Here is a 19,161-nt window from a genome sequence, read left to right on the forward strand (position 1 = left end):
GATGAGCGAAAGTAGATTCAACCCCGAACACGTGGCGGTGGTCACCGGCGCCGCCCGAGGCATTGGCCTCGGCATCGCGAGCCGGCTCGCTACGCAGGACCTTACCGTCGCCTTGCTCGACCGCGATGGCGCGGCGCTCGACGCTGCTGTGGCCGCCTTGCAACAAGACGGGCACAAGGCCATGGGCGTTGCCGTGGACCTGACCGACTCCAAGGCCGTCGATGCGGCCTTCGCCAGCGTTCTTGCAAGCGCAGGCCGCGTCGACTTTCTCGTCAACAACGCGGGTGCGGTGCGCGATACGCGCTTCCTGAAGATGACCGACGAGGACTGGGATATCGTCATCGACTCCAACCTGCGGTCGCAGTTCGTTTGCTGCCGCGCGGCGCTGCCGGGCATGGTGGAGCGCGGCTTCGGCCGCATCGTCAACCTCTCCTCGCGCGCCTGGCTCGGCGGCTTCGGCCAGGCCAACTATTCGGCGGCCAAGGGCGGCGTGGTGAGCCTGACGCGGAGCCTGGCCATCGAGTTCGCCGCCAAGGGCGTGACCGTCAACGCGGTGGCGCCCGGCATCGTCGACACCCCGCTGTTTCGCAACTTCGCCCCGGATGTGCAGGCACGGCTCAAGGACTCGGTGCCGGTGCGCCGCATCGGCACGGCGGACGACATCGCGCTGGCGGTCGAGTTCTTCCTCGATCCGGCGGCGTCCTACGTGACCGGGCAGACCCTCTATGTCTGCGGCGGCCGCAGCCTGTCATCGCCCAGCGTCTAGGAGCTCCTCATGACCGTTCGTCTGGATGTCAAAGACCAGGTCGCGCTGATCACGCTGGACCGGCCCGAAGCGTTGAATGCGCTGGACCTGGGTGCGCTGAGAGACCTGCGCCGGTGCCTGGTCGAGGTCCGCGATCGCGACGATCTGCGCGTCGCGATCCTCACCGGCGCAGGGAGCAAGGCCTTCTGCGCCGGCGCCGATCTCAAGGGCACGCAGATATCGCCTGCACCGTATGCCGAAGCATTGTTCCGCGCGTCCGCGCCGGCAGCCGACATGGGCCTGTACATCCGGCTCATGGACCTGAGCGACCTCTGCGTGTTCAAGCCGATCATCGCGGCCGTCAACGGCCATTGCCTCGGTGCCGGGCTGGAGCTGGCGCTCCAGTGCGACCTGCGCATTGCCTCGGCCCGCGCGAGCTTCGGCTTGCCGGAGACGGCCGTCGGCTCGATTCCGGCGGTGTCCGGCCTGCACCGCCTGCTCAAGGCCGTGCCGTCGGCGCATGCGATGCAGATGGTGCTGACGGCGGAGCGCATCGATGCGAGCACCGCGCAGCGCATCGGGCTGGTGTCGGAGCTGGTGGAAGAGCCCGCCGCGCTGCTCGACCGCGCCTTCGCGCTGGCGCGGCGCATCGCCGGCAACGCGCCGCTGGCGGTGCAGGCCGTGAAGAAGCTGTCGCGCCAGACGGCACACCTCGGCGAAGCCGACGCGCAGCAGCTCACCGAGCTGTACTGGGGCGTGCTGCGAGATACGCAAGACCGCATCGAGGGCCGCAGGGCCTTCACCGAGAAACGCCCGCCCCGCTATGTGGGCCGCTGAACATCGATTCCAAGGAGACACGCATGAACACCCATCCCACACACCGCCGTTCGTTGCTGGCGCTCGCGGCCGCGGCCGCCGCGCTCTGCACCTGGCCGCTCGGCCATGCGCAGCAGCCACCGTATCCGGCGAAGGCGATCACGCTCGTGGTGCCGTTCGCGCCCGGCGGCGGCAACGACATCCTGGCGCGCGCCATCGCTCCGCGCCTCACGGAAATCCTCGGTCAGGCCGTGGTGGTCGACAACCGGCCGGGGGCGGGCGGCAACCTCGGCACCGACATCGTGGCGCGTGCGCCGGCCGATGGGTATACCTTGCTGCTGGCTTCCAACCAGGTGACCATCAACCCCGCCATCGGTGTCAAGACGCCGTTCAAGCTGGAGAAAGACTTCGCGCCTATCAGCCTGCTGGCCTCGGTGCCGATCGTGCTGGTGTCCAACCCGGCCGAGCCCTACCGGACGCTTGCCGAATTCGTGCAGTACGCCAAGGCCCACAGCGGCAAGCTGGCGTACAGCAGCCCCGGCAACGGCACGCCGCAGCACCTGGCGGGCGAGGTGTTCGCCAACATGGCGAAGACGCAACTGGTTCACGTGCCTTACCGCGGCACCGCGCCTGCCATCGCCGACGTGATCGGTGGGCAGGTGCAGCTGGCTTTCGGCACCATGGCCTCGGTGCTCCCCTTCATCGAGAGCGGCAAGCTGCGCGCGCTCGGCATCGCGGGACAGGCCAAATCGGCCGCGTTGCCGCAGCTTCCGACCTTCGGCGAGGTCGGTTTCAAGAACTACGAGGCCTCGCTCTGGTACAGCCTGCTCGCTCCGGCGCAGACTCCGAAGCCGGTCATCGACAAGCTCAATGCCGCGGTGGTGGAAGCGCTCAAGACCCCCGAGGTCCAGGCGCGCCTGGCCAAGCAGGGTTTCGAGACCCGCTCTTCCAGTCCCGCAGAGGCCAGGCAGCTGCTCGACAAGGACCTGCTTCGCTGGGCACGCCTGGTCAGCGAACTCAAGCTGAAGATCGAGCAATGAGCGCCGGTCCTGCGTTGCAGCTCGACAACCCGCTGCTCGAGCACCTGGGCATCCGGCTCGTCGAATGGAGTTCCGGCCGATGCAGCCTGGCGCTCGCGCTCGAGGACCGGCATCTCAACCGCCAGGCCAGTCTTCAGGGCGGCGTGACCGCCACGCTGCTCGATGCGGCCTGCGGCTACGCCGGACTCATGGCGCACGGCGAAGCGGCGCCGGTCAATGCGCTGACCTTGACGCTGTCGATCAGCTATCTCGCCCGTGCGAACCGGGGCGAAGTCCAGGCGCGCGGGCGCGTGACAGGCGGCGGCAGACGCGTCTACTTCGCGAGTGCCGAGCTGGTCGCCGACGACGGCACCGTCATCGCCACGGCCCAAGGGGCTTTCAGGCGCCAGCCGAACTGAACCATGAAGGAGACATCGCCATGCTGCGCACTGCACTCGAGAGCCTGAAGGTCATCGACTTCACGCAGATCGGCGCCGGGCCCACCTGCTCGATGCTGCTGGCCGACATGGGCGCCCGCGTGATCAAGGTCGAGGCGCCCGAGGGCGAACTCGGACGCACGCTCGGCCCGCCGTGGATCGGCGACGACAGCGCGCTGTTCCACGCCTTCAACCGCAACAAGCTCGGGCTGTGCCTGGACCTCAAGGCCCCCGAAGGCATGGCCGTCGCTCGCACGCTGATCGCGCAAGCCGACGTCGTGATCGAAAGCATGCGGCCCGGCGTCATGGAGCGGCTCGGCCTCGGCTACACGCAGCTCGCGGCCGACCATCCGCGCCTGGTGTACTGCTCCATCTCCGCCTACGGACAGAGCGGCCCGTATGCCGACCGCGCCGGCGTCGACGGCATCCTGCAGGCCGACAGCGGCCTGATGAGCCTGATCGGATCGCCGGGCGCCGAGCCGGGCAAGGTGCAGGCGCCGGTGGTCGACGTCGTCACGGGCTATGTGGCCTGCGTGGGCGTGCTGGCCCAGCTGCAGCAGCGCACGGAAAGCGGGCAGGGCGGCTATCTCGACGTGAACCTGATGAACGCGGCCCTTGCATTGCAGCAGTCTTCGTTCACCAGCTATCTCTCGGATGGCGAGCTCCCGCAGCGCATGGGCAGCGCGGCGCCGTACTCGGCTCCCAACGAGGCTTTCGAAACCGCCGACGGCTGGATCATGGTGGCCGCGTACAACGGCGGGCGCTGGGACCGGCTGTGCGAAGCGCTGGCACTTCCGCAACTGATCGGCGACGAACGCTTCGCCAGCTCGCCCCTGCGCGTGGCCCACCGCGGCGTGATGCGTGCCGCCCTGGCCGAGGCATTCCGCGCCCGCTCGACCGACCATTGGCTGGCCGAACTCAACGCCGCCGACATCCTGTGTGCGCGCGTCGCGAACTACGGCGATGTCGAGCGGCATCCGCAGGTGGCCGCCAACCAGATGATCGCCACGCTCGACGATCCGGCCGCAGGCGCGGTCCGGACGCCGGGTTTCCCGATCAACAGCGCCGAGACCAACCGCCTGCCGCACGCGCCGGCGCCGCGCCGAGGGCAGCACACGCGCGAGATCCTGGCGGCGGCGGGTTACGACGCGATGCACATCGAGCGACTGCTCGCGCATCGCGTCGTGTCCTGCCCGGCGTCCTAGGCCTCTGCCAGCGCGAACTGCGCGAGCATCCAGGTCCGGAACTGCTTCATGGATGCGCTCTCCGGCCGCCCGGCCGGCGTCAGCAGATAGTAGGTATAGCTGCCCATGTCGAGCGTCTTCTTGAGGGGCATGACCAGCTTGCCCTCGCGCAGGTCGTCCTCGACCAGGAAAAGCTGTGCCATGGCCAGTCCTTGTCCTTCGATGGCGGCAGCATAGGCCATCGCGGAGCTTTGGTAGGTCATGCCCGCAGCGCTGTCGACCTGCGGCGCCACGCCGTTGGCGTCCAGCCAGTAGCCCCAGTCGTCGGGCCGGGCGATCGAGTGCAGCAAGGTGAAGTGGCGCAAATCTGCTGGCTTGCGCAGCTTGGTGCGGCCTTTGAGGAGTTCGGGGCTGCACACCGGCGCGAGGATGTTGGCAACCAGCATGTGGCTGTTCGCGCCGGGCCACTTGCCGTCGCCCAGGCGGATCGCCGCGTCGAGATCCTCCTTGCGGAAGTCGACTTCGTCCAGCGAGGCGGTCAGGAGCACCTCGATGTCCGGATGGGCCTGGTGGAATCCGGAAAGCCGCGGAATGAGCCAGCGCATCGCGAAGGTCGTGTACGAGCGCACCTTGAGCTGCTTGCGCTGCGTGCGTCGCGTGAGCCGCCGGGTGGCCTCGCGCAACGCATCGACGGCCTTGGTCACGGCACGGAAGTAGTCCGCGCCGGCCCGCGTCAGCGAGATCTGCCGGTGCCCGCGGTGCAACAGCTGCAGGCCCAGCGTGTCCTCCAGCAGCTTGATCTGGCGGCTCACCGCGCCGGGCGTGACGTGCAGTTCGCCCGCAGCGACGGTGATGCTCAGGTGCCGCGCCGCGGCCTCGAAGGCGCGCAAGGCATTCAGCGGGGGCAGGCGGTCCATGCCGCCAGCCTAGCCTCGATTGCGAAAATCTCAAATACGAAGCAGGCTGTCGAAGACCGGAGTGGGTCGCCGAGCCATCCAACTACTCCATCGGAATCCCGCCACACTTGTTACTCCCAGCGTTCGATTTCCGGTGCCAAACTGTCTCACGACCAACGAGCGATGAGCAGCGAATGCAATCGCGCTTCAGCCACGAGGCGCGGGAATTCGCCCAATCAGGAGATTTCTGCCATGACTACGCCAACCGAGAACGGACGGAAAGGCGACCAGCCTGCCATGCACACACCACCGGTCGTGTCGCCGCAGGCGTGGGAGGCGGCCCGCGAGCAGCTGCTCTTGAAGGAAAAGGCCCAGACCCGCGCGCGTGACGCCCTGGCCGCCGAGCGCCGGCGAATGCCGTGGATGGCCGTGGAGACGGCGTATGCATTCGAGGGGCCTGCGGGCAAGGCCAGCCTGCTCGACCTGTTCGAGGGTCGGCGCCAGTTGATCGTCTACCGCGCCTTCTTCGAGCCGGGAGTGTTCGGCTGGCCCGACCACGCGTGCCGGGGCTGCTCCATGGTGGCCGACCAGGTCGCCCACGTCGCCCACCTAAACGCCCGTGACACCACCCTCGTCTTCGTCTCGCGCGCGCCTCAGCCGGACATCGCGCGGCTGAAGGCGCGGATGGGCTGGGAGATGCCGTGGTTCACCCTCACCGACAGCTTCGACGCCGACTTCGGCGTGGACGAGTGGCACGGTACGAACGTGTTCTACCGCGACGGCGACCGCGTGTTCCGCACCTACTTCATCAACAACCGCGGCGACGAGCAGATGGGGAGCACCTGGAACTACCTCGACATCACGCCGCTGGGCCGGCAGGAGGTCTGGGAAGACTCGCCCGAGGGCTATCCTCAGACTCCGACCTACAAGTGGTGGAACTGGCACGACAACTACGTCGCAGACGCGGCGCCCGACAAGAAGTGGGTCGAGGTGTCGGATGCCGGAGAGGCGGCGTTCCGGAACCAACACCCGAGCTGAGCTGGACCGCGCCTGCTCGCCGCTCAGAGCTTGTAGCCGAACTGGCGCAGCATCTTCTTGCGCGCTTCGACGTCGGCCTCGGTTTCGATTCCCTTGCTCGTGGCGCCATCGACAACACCGAGAATTCCTCGCCCGTTCCCGGTGTCGGCCACGATGACCTCCACCGGATTGGCCGTCGCGCAGTAGATGGCGCAAACCTCCGGTACCGCTTTGATCGTGTTGAGGATATTGATCGGAAATCCGCCGGTCATGAAGACGATGAAGCAATGTCCGCAACTCAGCGCCAGGGCATTTTTTTGCGCCAACTCGATGAGTTCCGCGTCATTGCCGCTCCGACGCACCAGGGCGGGCCCGCTTGACTCGCAAAACGCGATGCCGAACTTCATCTGGGGCACTGTCTGCACGATCGCCTCATGCAGGTCCTCGATCGTCTTGATGAAGTGCGACTGGCCGAGGATGAAGTTGAGGTCCGTCGGCTTGTCGATCGGGACGGTTGTCAGTTCCATGGCAGTCTCCTTTGCATTGCGACCCCTGTCGGGAGGGTCTGGTCCACCAGGTCAATCCGGACCTCGCAAATGACCCTCAATCTCGTCACGCGCATCCCCAAGCGTCTGGTACGCGCGAATCAGCGCCACTCGAAGGACGTCTTGGTGAGTTTGCGCATCAAAGCTCCGATCGCTGCTCAGCGAACTGGCGGACACGGCTGCGGCAACGAGATGCACGGCTTGCGCAAAGCGTGCTTCGTCGATTTGGGATCTTTCGCTCATGGGCACCCTCCGATGAAAGGGTTGGTGACATACCCGACAGGCGGGTAAGGTCTCCATCAGTAGCCGAGACGCGCACAGAAACGACATGCCGACACGCGACTGTACGCCTGCGCAGCGCGTTTCCCCGCGACGCCGCTCCGACGGCGAAATGGCGCGGAACTTCCTGTGCACGGGCCGATCAGACCTTGGTGATGCAACGGTGGACTCAGTGGCTCATCCCGCCACGGGAGCTTTGCTCCAAGGGGTTCGCCCCTTCCTCCCGCATCGCCCTGAAACCCGCCCCGATGGCGGGTTTCTTCGTAAGTCGCCAACATGCGGTTGAAGTCCGGAGCGATTCCACTCACGTCGACGCCTTCCGTGGGCGACGTCAACGCTTGCTATTCAAGCAGCGGTTCGAGGCCGGGTGCTTTGTCAACCTCGGAGGGCTTGTAGAGTTTGTGCTGCGCCGCGGGGCCGAGCGCGTCCGTGACCACCGCAAGCCGCCAGGGATCCCCCCGCTTTGCGCACGCGCGCTCCTCACCCGTGAGCTGGAAGCCGGCCATCCCAGCCGAGGTGCCCTTCACCGCGAGCTTGAGCAAAGTGACGCCCTTCTTGTCCGACACCTCGATGTCGTAGCCAAGGTTCTGGCCTGCCACGTTCTCGGTCTTGTACCCGTAGCCCGCGAAGTGACGCGTCAGGTAGGCAATCGCGGCTGCCTGGACCTCTTCTCGAGATGCCTGGCCCGATGGGCCCTCCGGCGCCGCAGCCGGCACGCCACCCCGCGCCCGGGCAGCTTGCAAGTCTTCCTCGGTCGGTAGCCACCCACGTCGGCCGCGAACCAGCAGTGCAACTTTTTGATCGGCATCCCACGTGGCGACGTGCCATTCTTCGTCATCCGCCACCCGCATCGAAACCTTGGCGGCTTTGTCGTTTTCCAGATCGAGGATGGGTACCCGGTTCGTCTGCAGTACGGCCCGGAACCCCTGAGCTGCGTCCAGCGAGCGCTTGAGCAATATGAGTCTGTCTTTGGCGCGCTGAATTTGCAGAGCGGTGCGCTCTCCGCCGCCAATCCGATGCTGCGTATCCAGAGACTCGAGATAGAACCACCGCCCGCCGGCTCCGATGCTCACGAACTCGGCCCAAATGGTTGCGATGACGTTGTCGCCCGTCGCCAGCCAGGCGTAGTCGGACGCTTTCTGCCTTGCATCGAACACACCCATCTTGGCGATGATGTCGACGGGAGTGCGCTTCTCGCCTAACAGGCGCTTTTCATTGATGACCGCAAGCACTGCGGGGTCGACTTCTTTGTCCATTCGGTAGGATTCAGGCGAGTTGTGACCGGTTCAAGTATGCCGCGGACCGTAGTCGATGCTGGAAATAGCCATGACTCCCGCAAGCGTGCACTGGGTCGTCGCGCCGATCAGGCACCACAGCAGCGGGATCGGCCACAGCATCCATGCCAACGGTGCGAGCGGCCGCAAGAGGAGCAGCAGGCCCAGTGTCGCGAGCGCGGTCGGGTCCGGCGCCATGCCGAACAGCTCGGCCTCGCGCCACGGCCTGCCGAAGAGCAGCATGCCGAGCCAGGGCTGGATGACGAGCGCAAAGACGAGCAGGCCGAGGCCGAGATTGCCGCTCCAGCCGCGCTGCGTCCGGATGTGAATGCGTGCGCCGAACACGCCGAACAGGAGCAGCAGCAGGCCCTCGATCGCGAAGGCCGCGGCGAACCCCGTCGCCGCCCAGTTGATGGCGGCGTAGCGCTGCAGATGGAAGGCCCAGGCCACCCACAGCCAGCAGGCCGCGAGCAGCAGGCAGGCCACCCGCGCCGCCTGCACCCCGCCTTGCAGCGCTGTGTACAGCACCGCCAACCCGATCACCAGGGCGAGGAGGTGCGCCGGCCAGAGCTCGGCGTTGTAGAGCTCGAAGAGCCGATGGTAGGTGCGCGCCGAGAACAGCAGGAAATCCGACGGCCGGTAGCTCCACCACTCCCACATGCGGCTACAACGCCTCGACGTGCGCAACCATGCGCCGGCGCATCGCGGCATCGGGCATGCGGCCGAGGGCCGCGCCCATGTTCTGCCGCACGTGCGCCACGCTGCTGGTGGCGGGAATGGCGCAGGTCACGGCCGGATGCGAGACGATGAACTTGAGCGCGAACTGCGCCCAGCCGTCGCAGCCGATCTCGGCCGCCCAGGGCGGCAGCGGATGGCGCTGCAACCCGCGCAGCAGCGCACCTTCGCGGAAAGGCCGGTTGGCGATCACCGCGATGCCGCGCTCGCGCGCCAGCGGCAGGATGCGCTCCTCGACCTCGCGGTCGAGCAGGTTGTAGCTGATCTGCACGAAGTCGATAGCCTGGCTGCGCATGATCGATTCGATCTCGCGATGGCGCCGGCCTTCCGAGGTGGTGATGCCGACGTAGCGCAGCCGGCCGGCCGCCTTCATCGCGAACAGCGTAGTCAGGTGCTCTTCCCAGGCGAGCAGGTTGTGCACCTGCAGCAGGTCGAAGCGCGAAAGCCTCCACAGGCGGCGCGATTCCTCGATCTGGCCCGGCCCGCGCGCGCGCGAGCCGATCCAGACCTTGTCGGCCGCGAACACGCGCGCCGCGCTGCCGATGCGGCCCAGGCCTTCGCCGATGACGGCCTGCGAGGAGCCGTACATCGGCGACGAATCGATCATGCGTCCGCCGGCTTCGAAGAAGGCGCGCATGACCTCGGTGCAGGCATCGCGCGCGACGCGGTCGTTGCCGACGTTGAAGGTGATCCAACTGCCCAGGCCCACCACGGGCAACTGCTCGCCGGTCGAAGGGATCGGCCGGGTCGCGGGGGCGGCCGTCGGCTGGGCGCGGCCGCGCGCCGGCCACAGCAGGGCCGGCGCCAGTACCGCGAGCCCCTTCTTCAGGAGCTCGCGGCGCATTGAAGCGTGGCAATGACCGGTGGGCATGCGTGCATGGTGTCAAGGACGCGCCGCAGCCGCAAGCCCGTAGAGCAGCAGCGCGGCCAGCACCACGGCCGTGAACCCGAGATGGATCGCGAGCAGCGTGGCCAGCACCGCGCCGGTGACCGACGCGCAGCCGTTGATGCCCCAGGCCCAGGGAACGAGCCGGACATCCGCGGCCTCCACGCGCGCCAGGCCGAGCGGGAAGGGCATGCCCATGAAGAAAGCCAGCGGCGCGATGAGCGCGACAGAGAGCAGGATGCGCGCCGCCTCCGGCCACCCCATCGCGTGGCGGAAGAGCAAGGGAAGCAGCAGCAGGCACAGCACTGCCGCGAGCGCGATGGCGCCGGCCACCGCCGCCACCGGCACGGCACGCGCGGCGACGCGGCTGCCGATGCCCGCGAACAACAGGAAGGCGAACAGCACCACCGCCACCGCATAGAGCGGATGGCCGAGGAACAGAACGAACTTCTGGATGAACGCGATCTCGATGAACATGAAGCCGAAGCCGATCGCCATGAAGTAGACCAACACGCGGCCGCGCGATCCGGCGAGCGGCGGCATGCGCCTGGCGCTCTGCCGGATGCCGACCCAGGCCAGCGGCAGGCCGATGAGAAGCAGGCTCGCGATCGCCGCTTGAGCGAGCGTCGCCACGAGCACCGGGTAGCCCCATTCCAGAAGTGGCAGGCCGCCTTGCTCCTTGAGCGACAGCAATTCGGGCAGCGAGCGCCACTTGAAGAAGTGGAAGAAGTGCGGCCTGTCGTCGGTTGCCGGCGCGATGTGGAACTTGTAGTCCTCGAGAAACGCGTCCCGGCCCGGACCGAGCAGCGCCGTCGCGCCATCGAACAGGTCGGGACCTTCGACCACGTTGTAGCGGTTCGCCTCCTCCGGGCGCATGCCGGGATAGAAGCCGAGGTCGAAGGAGCGGGCGGCGCAGAAGGCCTTGATCGCCGCGATGTCCTCGCTGCCGAACACGCCGTTCTTCACCAGCAGCGTGCTGGTCTTCCAGCTGCGCACCAGCGCGAGTTGCGATCCGGGATCGGTGGCGCCCGAGCGCTCCAGCGCCGCCACGGCGGCGGCGAAGAGCTTCAACGCATCGCGCGGCGGCAGCGTGACCCAGCGCGTGATCGCGAGCAGGCCGCCGGGCTGCAGGTGCCGCAACTGGTCCTGCAGCGCTTCGACCGTGTAGAGATGGTTCTCGGCCAGCGCGTAGAGGCCGGCCGACGAAGCGCTGAAGGAATCGAGCAGCGCCACCTGGATCAGGTCGTAGCGTTCGTCGCTGGCCGCGACGAAGGCACGCGCTTCGGCCACATGCACGCGCGCGATGTGCCCGTAGAGGCCGCCCGCATGCTCCGCGAAGCGGTCCCGCACCAGCTCGACCACTTGCGGATTGAGCTCCACCGCGTCGATCCGGCTCGCGCCGTGGTAGTGGGCCTGCAGCACGTCGGCCCCGGCGCCGGCCCCCAGCACCAGCACGTGCGGACGGCGCAGCAGGTGGTAGGGCAGTGCCGAGCTGATCTGGTCCAGATGGGCCAGGCTCTCGCGCCGCCCGTCGAAGCGGGTCAGCGCGTTGAGTCCCTCGCCGTCGACGAAGACCGCGAGCTGCGGCGGCGGTTCCGCCGTCGCGTTGAGGCTCAAGCCCGGCGCGTGCCGCAGCGGAATGCGCGGGCTCTCGAGCACGCTGACCAGCCCGAGGGGGCTCGATCGCTCCTCGATCACGCGGGCTTCGGGAATGCGCAAGGTCTGCGACAGCTCCTTGTACGGCGACATGGCGGGCGCGATCCAGACTGCGGGCAGCAGCAGGAGCAAGGCAGCCGGCAGCATCGGCAGCAGCGCCGGCCAACGCCTGGGACGGCCGCATTCGAGCCATGCCACCGCCGCGGCAGCGAATCCCAGCGCGCCGATCAGCTTCAAGGCCTCGGCCGGCGAGAGCACGAACAGCAAGGCCACGATGCCCAGGCTGCCCGCCCCCGCCCCCAGGATGTCGAAACTGTAGATGCGCGCCAGCTTGCCGCGAAAGCGCAACAGGGCCATGCACACGCAGGCGCCGGCGCACAGGAAGGGCAGCAGGAGCAGCAGGTAGATCGCCAGCAGGTTCGCGGGCTGGCGCGGATCCCAGAGCAGTTCCAGCGGATTGAAGGGTACGCGCTGCGCGAGCAGGAAGCAGCCGACGGCGCCGGCCCCGAAAGCCGCGGCGGATGCGCAGAACAGCGGCGCGAAGTGCCGCTGCACTGCGGGCTGCGCCAGCGTCAGCACGGCGCCGCTGGCGCCCCAGCCCAGCAGCGCGAGGCTGATGATCATGTAGGCGAAGTGATGCCACAGCATGATCGAGAACAGCCGCATCAGCACGATCTCGTAGGCCAGCGCGGCGGCCGAGATCAGCGCCACGGCGATCAGCGGCGCGCGTGTCGCGGCCATCGCCGGCTCAACGCTTGCCGGTCAGCGGCACGAAGGCCACCGGCAGGATCTGCCGCGTCGAGACCGTCCCGTCCGCGTTCTTCTCGACCAGCATCAGTTGCTGGACCATGAAGGCCGCGCCCACCGGAATCACCATCCGGCCGCCGGCCCTGAGCTGGCGGATGAGCGGCGGCGGGATGTGGCTGGCCGCGGCGGTGACGAGGATGGCGTCGTAGGGCGCATGCTCTTCCCACCCGTGGTAGCCGTCGCCCACGCGCACCTCGACATTGCGATAGCCCAGCGCCTGCAGCCGCTCCCTGGCCGCCAGACCGAGCGGCTCGACGATCTCGATGCTGTAGACCGCGCCGGCCAGCTGCGCCATCACCGCGGCCTGGTAGCCGGAGCCGGTGCCGACCTCGAGCACCTTGTGGCCTGGCTCCGCGCGGGCCAGGTCGGTCATCAAGGCGACGATGTAGGGCTGCGAGATGGTCTGTCCGTGGCCGATCGGCAGCGGCCGGTTCAGGTAGGCGTAGGGAAGCTGGTCGGCGGGAACGAAGGCGTGCCGCGGCACCTTCGCCATGACCTCCATCACGCGCGCGTCGAAGGCGCGCTTGCCGGTGTCGGCGTGGGTCTCGCGCGCGTGCGCCGCGATCTGTTGCGCCATGCGCTGGCGCTCGGCCGCGAACGCGTCGGCCGCGGCGGACCGGCCCCCTGTCACGGCCAACAGGAGCGCGGCGGCAACGACAACGAGGCGGACGGTGAGTGCGGCCATCGTTTGCCGATCATGGCCCCGCGCGGGAGCGCGGTCCACCCCTCCAGGCCGTGCTGCCCCGTGCCCTGCCGCTGGGCTTGCATGGCGCCTCTTCGGTGCCGGCCTAGGGCTTTGCCTTAGGTCTTTGGCTCTACCCAGATTGGAGGACGCGGTCCGAGCACGGCCGATGTATAACCGCAAAGTTCTCACTTCTGAGGGGGGATATGGCAACTGCCTCGCCGGATCCGCGTGCTTCGGGCTTCGCATGGATCGCCTTGTGCGCCCCGTTCGTGATCACCGCTTGCGGTGGCGGCGGGGACAGTGCAGGCACCGGCATCGCCGGCATGCCCACCGGTGCCGGCGATGCACCGGCACCAGCGCCAGCGCCGGCCGCTGGAGCGATGCCCAAGCCGCCGTCTCCACCCTCGCCCATCAGCAAGGCCGTCAGATCGCTGGACGACATCGCCCGGCTGCGGCAGCTGGAGCGGGATCGCACCGCGCCCATCGACCGTGGCCCGGGCGCGCCTGACCAGACCATCGCCGCCGCCGCTGCGGCACCGGCAGCAGCCCCGGTGGCGCCCAGCACGGGCGGTCAATGGGCCGCCCCGATCACCTGGCCGATCAATGCCATCCACGCCGTGCTGACGCCCGACGGCAAGGTCATGAGCTACGGCACCGACCCGAGCGGCGCCCAGGGCGCCCAGCTCTACTACGACGTGTGGACGCCCGCCACCAACGCCCACAGCCTGCTGCAGCACACCACGCGCACTGATCTCTTCTGCACCGCCCAGTCCACGCTGCCCTCCGGGCTCGTGCTGCTGGCCGGCGGCGACACGCGCGGGGTGACGCCGAATCAGGTCAACGGGGGCGTGCGCGACGTCAACCTGTACGACCCGGCCGCGGCCACCATCTCGCCGGGGCCGCCGATGGCCTATGCGCGCTGGTACGGCACGCTGGTGCCGCTGGCCGACGGACGCCAGCTCGTCCTGGCCGGCATCGACGGCGGGGGTGCGGGCTCCGGGGTGCCCGAGATCTACCGGCCCACGCTCGGCTGGCAGACCCTCAACATGCAGGACTGGCCGGCCGACTGGTTCTACCCACGCGCCGTGCTAGCGCCCAACGGGCGCGTGCTGGTGACCAGCGGCAACCGCCTGTTCAGCATGAACACCGAGGCCCCGTTCATCATGCAGATCGGGACGCTGCCCAAGACGGCGAACTGGGCCATGCCCTGGACCATGTTCGACCGCGGCAAGGTCCTGCTGATCGCCGAGGACGGCAGCGCGATGGTGGTGGATTTCAATGGCGCCACCCCCGGCGTGACCTCCATCCCGGGGCCCGGGGCCGACCGCATCTGGGCCACGGCGACCGTGATGGCGGACGGCAAGGTGCTGGTCACCGGCGGCTCGGCGAGCTACAACGAGCTGGTCGACACCGCCTTCACCGCGATGATCTGGAACCCGGCGAACGGGCAGTGGACCACCGGTGCGGCGGCGACGAAGGCCCGCCTCTACCACTCGACGGCGATGCTGCTGCCGGACGGCACGGTGCTGTCGGCCGGCGGCGGCTCGCCCGGGCCGGTGGTGAACCTCAATGCTGAGATCTACTCGCCGCCCTACCTGTTCGACAGTAACGGCCAGCGCCAGCCGCGCCCGATCATCGACCAGACGCCGGCCCAGCTGACGCTCGGCACCGACTTCCGCGTCACCGTCGCGTCCTCGCGGCCGATCCGGCGCGTCACGCTGATTCGCACCGGCGCGGTCACGCATTCCACCGATTTCGGGCAGCGCTTCCTCGAGCTGCCCTTCACCCAGGCCACGGGAAGCGCGAACGTCGACATCACCTTCAACGAGAGCCCGAACGTCGTGCCCATCGGTCACTACCTGCTGTACGTGATCGACGACGCGGGCGTGCCCTCGATCGGGAAGATCCTCAAGGTGGATGGCAGCGTGACGAAGGTCGCCGACCAGGGCCAGACCTTCACCCTGCCTGCGCCCACCGTCGTGCAGTTCGGCGTGGGCGGGAACTGGACCCCGAAGACCGTCACCGGCAACGTCAGCTGCAAGAGCGATTTCTTCGGCATCAATCCTTCCCCCACCGTCACGAAGAGCTGCCACGTGCTCACGACCAAGGCCTCCGGCGTCACCCTGGGCAGCACCCAGACCACCACCGATAGCACCGTGGCCACGCAAGGCGGCAGCTTCAACATGTCGAGCGCGACGCTGGTGAGCTACGGCGCCGACAACCGCTGGGTGCACAAGGTCGTGACCGGCTCGGCCACCTGCTCCACCACCTTCTTCGGCAGCGACCCAGCGCCGTCGGTGGCGAAGTCCTGCGTGGCGGATTCGGGCGTCACGGGGTCGCCCCCGCCTCCACCCCCGCCACCGCCGCCGCCGCCGCCACCACCACCCCCACCACCTCCTTCGGGGACCACGCTGGCCACCGAAGGCGGCACCTTCACCGTGTCGGAGCCGACCCTGGTGGCCTACGGTGCCGACACGCGCTGGGTGGAGAAAACGGTCAACGGCACGGTGCCCTGCACCAACGACTACTTCGGCACCGACCCGGCGCCCTTCGTGGTGAAGTCCTGCGTGACGGCCACGGCGCCAGCGCCAGCGCCAGCACCAGCGCCAGCACCAGCGCCAGCACCAGCGCCAGCACCAGCACCAGCACCAGCACCAGCGCCAGCACCAGCGCCAGCACCAGCACCAGCACCAGCACCAGCACCAGCACCAGCACCAGCACCAGCACCAGCACCAGCACCAGCACCAGCACCAGCACCAGCACCAGCGCCAGCGCCAGCGCCAGCACCAGCACCAGCACCAGCACCAGCGCCTGCACCAGCGCCTGCACCAGCGCCTGCGCCGCCACCTTCCGGGGCGACGCTGGCCATGGAGGGTGGCACCTTCACGGTGTCGAGCCCGACCCTGGTGGCCTATGGCGCCGACACGCGCTGGGTGGAGAAGACCGTCAGCGGCACGGTGCCTTGCACCAACGAGTTCTTCGGCACCGACCCGGCGCCCTTCGTGGTGAAGTCCTGCAGGCTGGCGACCGCGCCTGCGCCTGCGCCTGCGCCTGCACCTGCACCTGCACCTGCACCTGCACCTGCACCTGCACCTGCACCTGCGCCTGCGCCTGCGCCTGCGCCTGCGCCTGCGCCTGCACCTGCACCTGCACCTGCACCTGCACCTGCACCTGCACCTGCACCTGCACCTGCGCCTGCGCCTGCGCCGCCACCCTCGGGCGCATTCCTGGCCAACGAGGGACAAAGCTTCACCGTGTCGGCACCGACCCTGGTGGCCTATGGGGCCGACACGCGCTGGGTGCAGAAGACGGTCAACGGTACGGTGCCCTGCACCAACGAATACTTCGGCACCGACCCGGCGCCCTTCGTCGTCAAGTCCTGCCGCGTCGCCTGAGCCGAGGCTTCAGACGTCGCCGCAGGGCGCGCGGGGGGGGAACAGCGCCGAGCACCCGGCAGGGCGCGTGCTTCATCAAACATCCGTGGACGGGACGGCACGCGGCACCGGGTCGAAGTAGGTGAACTGGTTCGGGATCGGCAAGGCCAGATTCGAGTACGAGAAAGACACGCTGACGTCCAGCGCGCGCACCTGGTGCCACCAGCCCAGCGGCAGGAACATGGTCTCGCCCGGCCAGACCACGACTTCGAGCACGCGCACGCCCTCGAACAAGGGAAACTGTCTCAGGTCGACCGCATCCAGGTCGATGGGGCTGAAGACGCCGTTCGTGTTGTACAGGCGCGGCCCCTGCAGCGGCGAGACGAGGCGCCAGCGCTTGCGCCCGACGACCTGCGTGTGGAACAGCATCAGCGTGTCGTGGTGCAAGGGGGTGACGGTGCCTCCCGGCCCGAACCAGAACGAGGAACGCCCGGCCAGTTCCGCGCGATCGCAGCACGGCGGCAGGCTGCCGATGTCATCCAGCAGCGGCGCGAAGTCGGGCCGCCGCAACGCTTCGTTGTTGGCGGTGAGGTAGTAGTCGTTGCTTTCGCCGCCGGCGAGCACCTGGTCGACGAAATCGCCCAGGCGGAGAGTCCGCCGATGCGAGGCCTTGTCTTCTTCGTAGCGTGGATTCGCCTGGCGTTCGGCCTGGACCTCGACATCGACATGGCCGAACCGCATCTTCAGGTCGGCCGGCGACCACCGCCGCATCGCCGGCCAGTCCCGCGTATGGCCCGTGAGCACCAGGGGCCGGCAGCCCCGCACGTAGCGATCGATGAATTCGTCCTCGCTGACCGACACGCGCTTGTCCACGATGCCGTACATCGGGTCGATCTCCCAGAGCAGCTGCAGGTTGGCCAGCGTCGACTCGAGCTTGCGAAGTTGCTGCGCCCGACCCTCGGCCGCGATGTAGACCGCGTTGAGGGGCACCAGCTCGATCAGCTCCGCGCTGGCTCGCGCGTCGACGCCGGCAGCGGTCATGACCGCCAGCATCGATTCCGGCGTGCAGCCGCGCAGCAGCTGCTCGGTGACCCAGCGCACCCACTCGGGGGTCAGCGGTCCGCCCGCTGGAGCCGTGGATGCCTTCTCGGCCTGGCTCTCGGCCTGACTCTCAGGCGGCCGCGGCGGAGCAGGCGGCTTAGCTGGATTCATGCGGCGATCTCCTGCGTTCTCTGCCTGTCCATTGTGTGCCGAACCCGGCCGAGATAGTGGCCGGACAGAACTTCACCGTCTCGAGCCCGACCCTGGTGACGGACGGTGCCGATACGCGCTGGGTGGAAAAGACCGTCACCGGCACTGCCCAATGCACCAACGCCTACTTCGGCACCGACCCGGCGCCGTAGGTGGTGAAGTCGTGCAGGGTGGCCTGAGCCGTCACTCGCAACGAAACAGAATGCCGGCTTCGGCCTGGGCCTTGCCGAGCATCCGCGCGGTCGAGGCTTTTTCTCGGCAGTAGTTCGATGCGTCGGCGGATGTGGGGGCGCGCAGCACGCCTTCGCGAACGCGGACGACCTCGTTGGGCGTGGAGCAGCCGGCGATGGCCAGGACGAGCGGGAGCAGGGTGCGCAAGTTCATTCGATTCTTGTGTGAGGTCTTGTAGGGACCGGTTTTTTTCAAGCCAGCATCTTGTCGACGATGAGGTGCCAGTGCGTGGCATCGACGGGTGTGATCGACAGGCGATTGCCCTTGCGCAGCACCACCATGTCGGCCAGCGCGGGCGTCGCACGCATCTCGGGCAGGCCCAGCAGCCGGGTCTTGCGCAGCGCCTGCACGTCCAGCAGCAGCCAGCGCGGGTGTTCCGGCTTGGAGGCCGGGTCGTAGTAGGGCGACTTCGGATCGAACTGCGTCGGATCGGGCCGTGTGCCGGAAGCCACGCGAGCGATGCCGACGATGCCCGGTTGGGGGCAGCTCGAGTGGTAGAACAGCACGCCGTCGCCGATCTGCATCTCGCTGCGCATGAGGTTGCGCGCCTGCCAACCGCGCACGCCGGTCCATGGCACGGTCGCATCGGGCGCGGCCAACGCGTCGTCGATCGAGCACTCGTCGGGCTCGGATTTCATCAGCCAGTGGCGAGACATCGCAGGCTCAGCGCGTGGGCCGCGTGCCCATGGCCGTGAGCACGCCCAGGCCGATGAAGGAGGTGCCTGCGAGCCGGTTGCCCCAGACCGCATGCCGCGCCGCGCGGCCGAGGCGCGGTGCGACGAGACTGGCCGTCAGCACATAGACCAGGTCGGTGCAGCCGGCGACGGCTATGAAGACGCCGCCCAGCGCCAGGGTCTGCATCAGCGGGCTGGCGTGCGCGTCCATGAACTGCGGCAGGAAGGCGGCGAAGAACAGGGTGGTCTTCGGGTTCAGCAGCGCCACCACGAAGCCGTCGCGGAAGACGCGCCGCAAGGGCTTGCGCGGCGCCTGCGGCGTGGTGATTGCGATGGCCGGCGCCGTCCGCCACATCCGGATGCCGAGATACACGAGGTAGGCGGCGCCGGCCCATTTGACCACGGTGAAAGCGGTCGACGACACGGCGAACAAGGCGGCCAGGCCGAGCGCGGCGCCCACGGCGTTGGCGAGGTTGCCGAGTGCCACGCCCAGCACGGAAGCCAGGCCGCAGGCGCGGCCCTGCGCCAGAGTGCGGGCGACGATGTAGACGACGGCGGGGCCGAGCGTGAGGGCAAGCACCAGGCTTGCGGCCACGAAAGCCAGTAGGAGGGGCGTGTCGGGAAGCATGTGAACTCCAGAATTCTCAGAC

The 19,161-nt window shown here is 68.4% G+C and carries 20 protein-coding genes; 8 read left to right on the forward strand and 12 right to left on the reverse strand.

All coding sequences use genetic code 11. The features are described from left to right. Nucleotide 1: 1 nt before the first annotated feature. The 5 genes from ACSQ86_RS08320 to ACSQ86_RS08340 are packed head-to-tail and all read left to right on the forward strand — an operon-like array spanning nt 2 to nt 4,222. Nucleotides 2–766: an SDR family NAD(P)-dependent oxidoreductase gene (locus tag ACSQ86_RS08320; RefSeq protein WP_436308736.1), complete on the forward strand. Its 765-nt coding sequence runs from the start codon at nt 2–4 to the stop codon at nt 764–766. Between the two features lie 9 nt (nt 767–775). Then, nucleotides 776–1,582 carry an enoyl-CoA hydratase/isomerase family protein gene (locus tag ACSQ86_RS08325; protein ID WP_436308737.1) on the forward strand — a complete coding sequence of 269 codons (807 nt, stop codon included), beginning with the start codon at nt 776–778 and terminating at the stop codon, nt 1,580–1,582. A 23-nt stretch (nt 1,583–1,605) separates the two neighbouring features. Then, nucleotides 1,606–2,601, forward strand: a complete 996-nt coding sequence (locus ACSQ86_RS08330) for a tripartite tricarboxylate transporter substrate binding protein (RefSeq protein WP_436308738.1) — start codon at nt 1,606–1,608, stop codon at nt 2,599–2,601. Beyond that, nucleotides 2,598–2,999 (forward strand): PaaI family thioesterase, encoded by a 402-nt coding sequence (locus ACSQ86_RS08335; protein ID WP_436303291.1) that lies wholly within the window; start codon nt 2,598–2,600, stop codon nt 2,997–2,999. Before ACSQ86_RS08330 ends, ACSQ86_RS08335 begins: the two co-directional genes overlap by 4 nt. Before the next feature lie 20 nt (nt 3,000–3,019). Further along, nucleotides 3,020–4,222 (forward strand): CaiB/BaiF CoA transferase family protein, encoded by a 1,203-nt coding sequence (locus ACSQ86_RS08340; protein ID WP_436303292.1) that lies wholly within the window; start codon nt 3,020–3,022, stop codon nt 4,220–4,222. On the opposite strand, the gene gcvA is transcribed toward ACSQ86_RS08340, so the two are convergent. Next, nucleotides 4,219–5,118, reverse strand: coding sequence for a transcriptional regulator GcvA (gene gcvA, locus ACSQ86_RS08345; RefSeq protein WP_436303293.1), 900 nt, complete (start codon nt 5,116–5,118; stop codon nt 4,219–4,221). The genes ACSQ86_RS08340 and gcvA overlap by 4 nt on opposite strands. A gap of 231 nt (nt 5,119–5,349) precedes the next feature. Here gcvA and ACSQ86_RS08350 point away from each other — a divergent pair, with 231 nt between their 5' ends. After that, on the forward strand, nt 5,350–6,135 hold the full coding sequence (locus tag ACSQ86_RS08350; protein WP_436308739.1) for a DUF899 domain-containing protein: 786 nt from the start codon (nt 5,350–5,352) through the stop codon (nt 6,133–6,135). A 23-nt stretch (nt 6,136–6,158) separates the two neighbouring features. Here the strand turns inward: ACSQ86_RS08350 and ACSQ86_RS08355 are convergent, their stop codons facing one another. The 7 genes from ACSQ86_RS08355 to ACSQ86_RS08385 form a co-directional block, all read right to left on the reverse strand. Beyond that, a complete protein-coding gene (locus tag ACSQ86_RS08355; RefSeq protein ID WP_436308740.1) occupies nt 6,159–6,641 on the reverse strand; it encodes an adenosine-specific kinase in 483 nt (160 codons plus the stop codon). 51 nt (nt 6,642–6,692) lie between these two features. After that, complete coding sequence (locus ACSQ86_RS08360) at nt 6,693–6,902, reverse strand: hypothetical protein (RefSeq protein ID WP_139191603.1); 210 nt, start codon at nt 6,900–6,902, stop codon at nt 6,693–6,695. A 377-nt stretch (nt 6,903–7,279) separates the two neighbouring features. Further along, the gene (locus tag ACSQ86_RS08365) at nt 7,280–8,194 is read right to left on the reverse strand and encodes a protein NO VEIN domain-containing protein (protein ID WP_436308741.1); all 915 of its coding nucleotides are present in this window, start codon (nt 8,192–8,194) and stop codon (nt 7,280–7,282) included. A gap of 30 nt (nt 8,195–8,224) precedes the next feature. Further along, complete coding sequence (locus ACSQ86_RS08370; RefSeq protein ID WP_436303296.1) at nt 8,225–8,872, reverse strand: DUF6064 family protein; 648 nt, start codon at nt 8,870–8,872, stop codon at nt 8,225–8,227. 4 nt (nt 8,873–8,876) lie between these two features. After that, the gene (locus ACSQ86_RS08375; RefSeq protein WP_436308742.1) at nt 8,877–9,791 is read right to left on the reverse strand and encodes an aldo/keto reductase; all 915 of its coding nucleotides are present in this window, start codon (nt 9,789–9,791) and stop codon (nt 8,877–8,879) included. A gap of 39 nt (nt 9,792–9,830) precedes the next feature. Beyond that, the gene (locus ACSQ86_RS08380; protein WP_436308743.1) at nt 9,831–12,230 is read right to left on the reverse strand and encodes a spermidine synthase; all 2,400 of its coding nucleotides are present in this window, start codon (nt 12,228–12,230) and stop codon (nt 9,831–9,833) included. A gap of 7 nt (nt 12,231–12,237) precedes the next feature. Continuing rightward, entirely contained in the window at nt 12,238–12,981 is a 744-nt protein-coding gene (locus ACSQ86_RS08385) for a protein-L-isoaspartate(D-aspartate) O-methyltransferase (RefSeq protein WP_436308744.1), read from the reverse strand. Nucleotides 12,982–13,184: 203 nt separating this feature from the next. Between ACSQ86_RS08385 and ACSQ86_RS08390 the strand changes: the two genes are divergently transcribed. Continuing rightward, entirely contained in the window at nt 13,185–16,376 is a 3,192-nt protein-coding gene (locus ACSQ86_RS08390) for a galactose oxidase-like domain-containing protein (RefSeq protein WP_436308745.1), read from the forward strand. 75 nt (nt 16,377–16,451) lie between these two features. On the opposite strand, the gene ACSQ86_RS08395 is transcribed toward ACSQ86_RS08390, so the two are convergent. Further along, the gene (locus ACSQ86_RS08395; RefSeq protein ID WP_436308746.1) at nt 16,452–17,567 is read right to left on the reverse strand and encodes a cupin-like domain-containing protein; all 1,116 of its coding nucleotides are present in this window, start codon (nt 17,565–17,567) and stop codon (nt 16,452–16,454) included. 56 nt (nt 17,568–17,623) lie between these two features. Here ACSQ86_RS08395 and ACSQ86_RS08400 point away from each other — a divergent pair, with 56 nt between their 5' ends. Continuing rightward, the gene (locus ACSQ86_RS08400) at nt 17,624–17,758 is read left to right on the forward strand and encodes a hypothetical protein (RefSeq protein ID WP_436308747.1); all 135 of its coding nucleotides are present in this window, start codon (nt 17,624–17,626) and stop codon (nt 17,756–17,758) included. 31 nt (nt 17,759–17,789) lie between these two features. Here ACSQ86_RS08400 and ACSQ86_RS08405 read toward each other — a convergent pair whose 3' ends face one another. Genes ACSQ86_RS08405 through ACSQ86_RS08415 form a run of 3 tightly spaced genes read right to left on the reverse strand, consistent with a single transcriptional unit; the run spans nt 17,790 to nt 19,139 of the window. Next, nucleotides 17,790–17,990, reverse strand: coding sequence for a hypothetical protein (locus ACSQ86_RS08405; RefSeq protein WP_093101984.1), 201 nt, complete (start codon nt 17,988–17,990; stop codon nt 17,790–17,792). 38 nt (nt 17,991–18,028) lie between these two features. Then, nucleotides 18,029–18,493, reverse strand: a complete 465-nt coding sequence (locus tag ACSQ86_RS08410) for an EVE domain-containing protein (RefSeq protein ID WP_436303302.1) — start codon at nt 18,491–18,493, stop codon at nt 18,029–18,031. 7 nt (nt 18,494–18,500) lie between these two features. Beyond that, a complete protein-coding gene (locus ACSQ86_RS08415; RefSeq protein ID WP_436308748.1) occupies nt 18,501–19,139 on the reverse strand; it encodes a LysE family translocator in 639 nt (212 codons plus the stop codon). Nucleotides 19,140–19,161 lie beyond the last annotated feature (22 nt).

The organism is Variovorax sp. LjRoot130, assembly GCF_964253755.1.
GTDB lineage: Bacteria > Pseudomonadota > Gammaproteobacteria > Burkholderiales > Burkholderiaceae_C > Variovorax.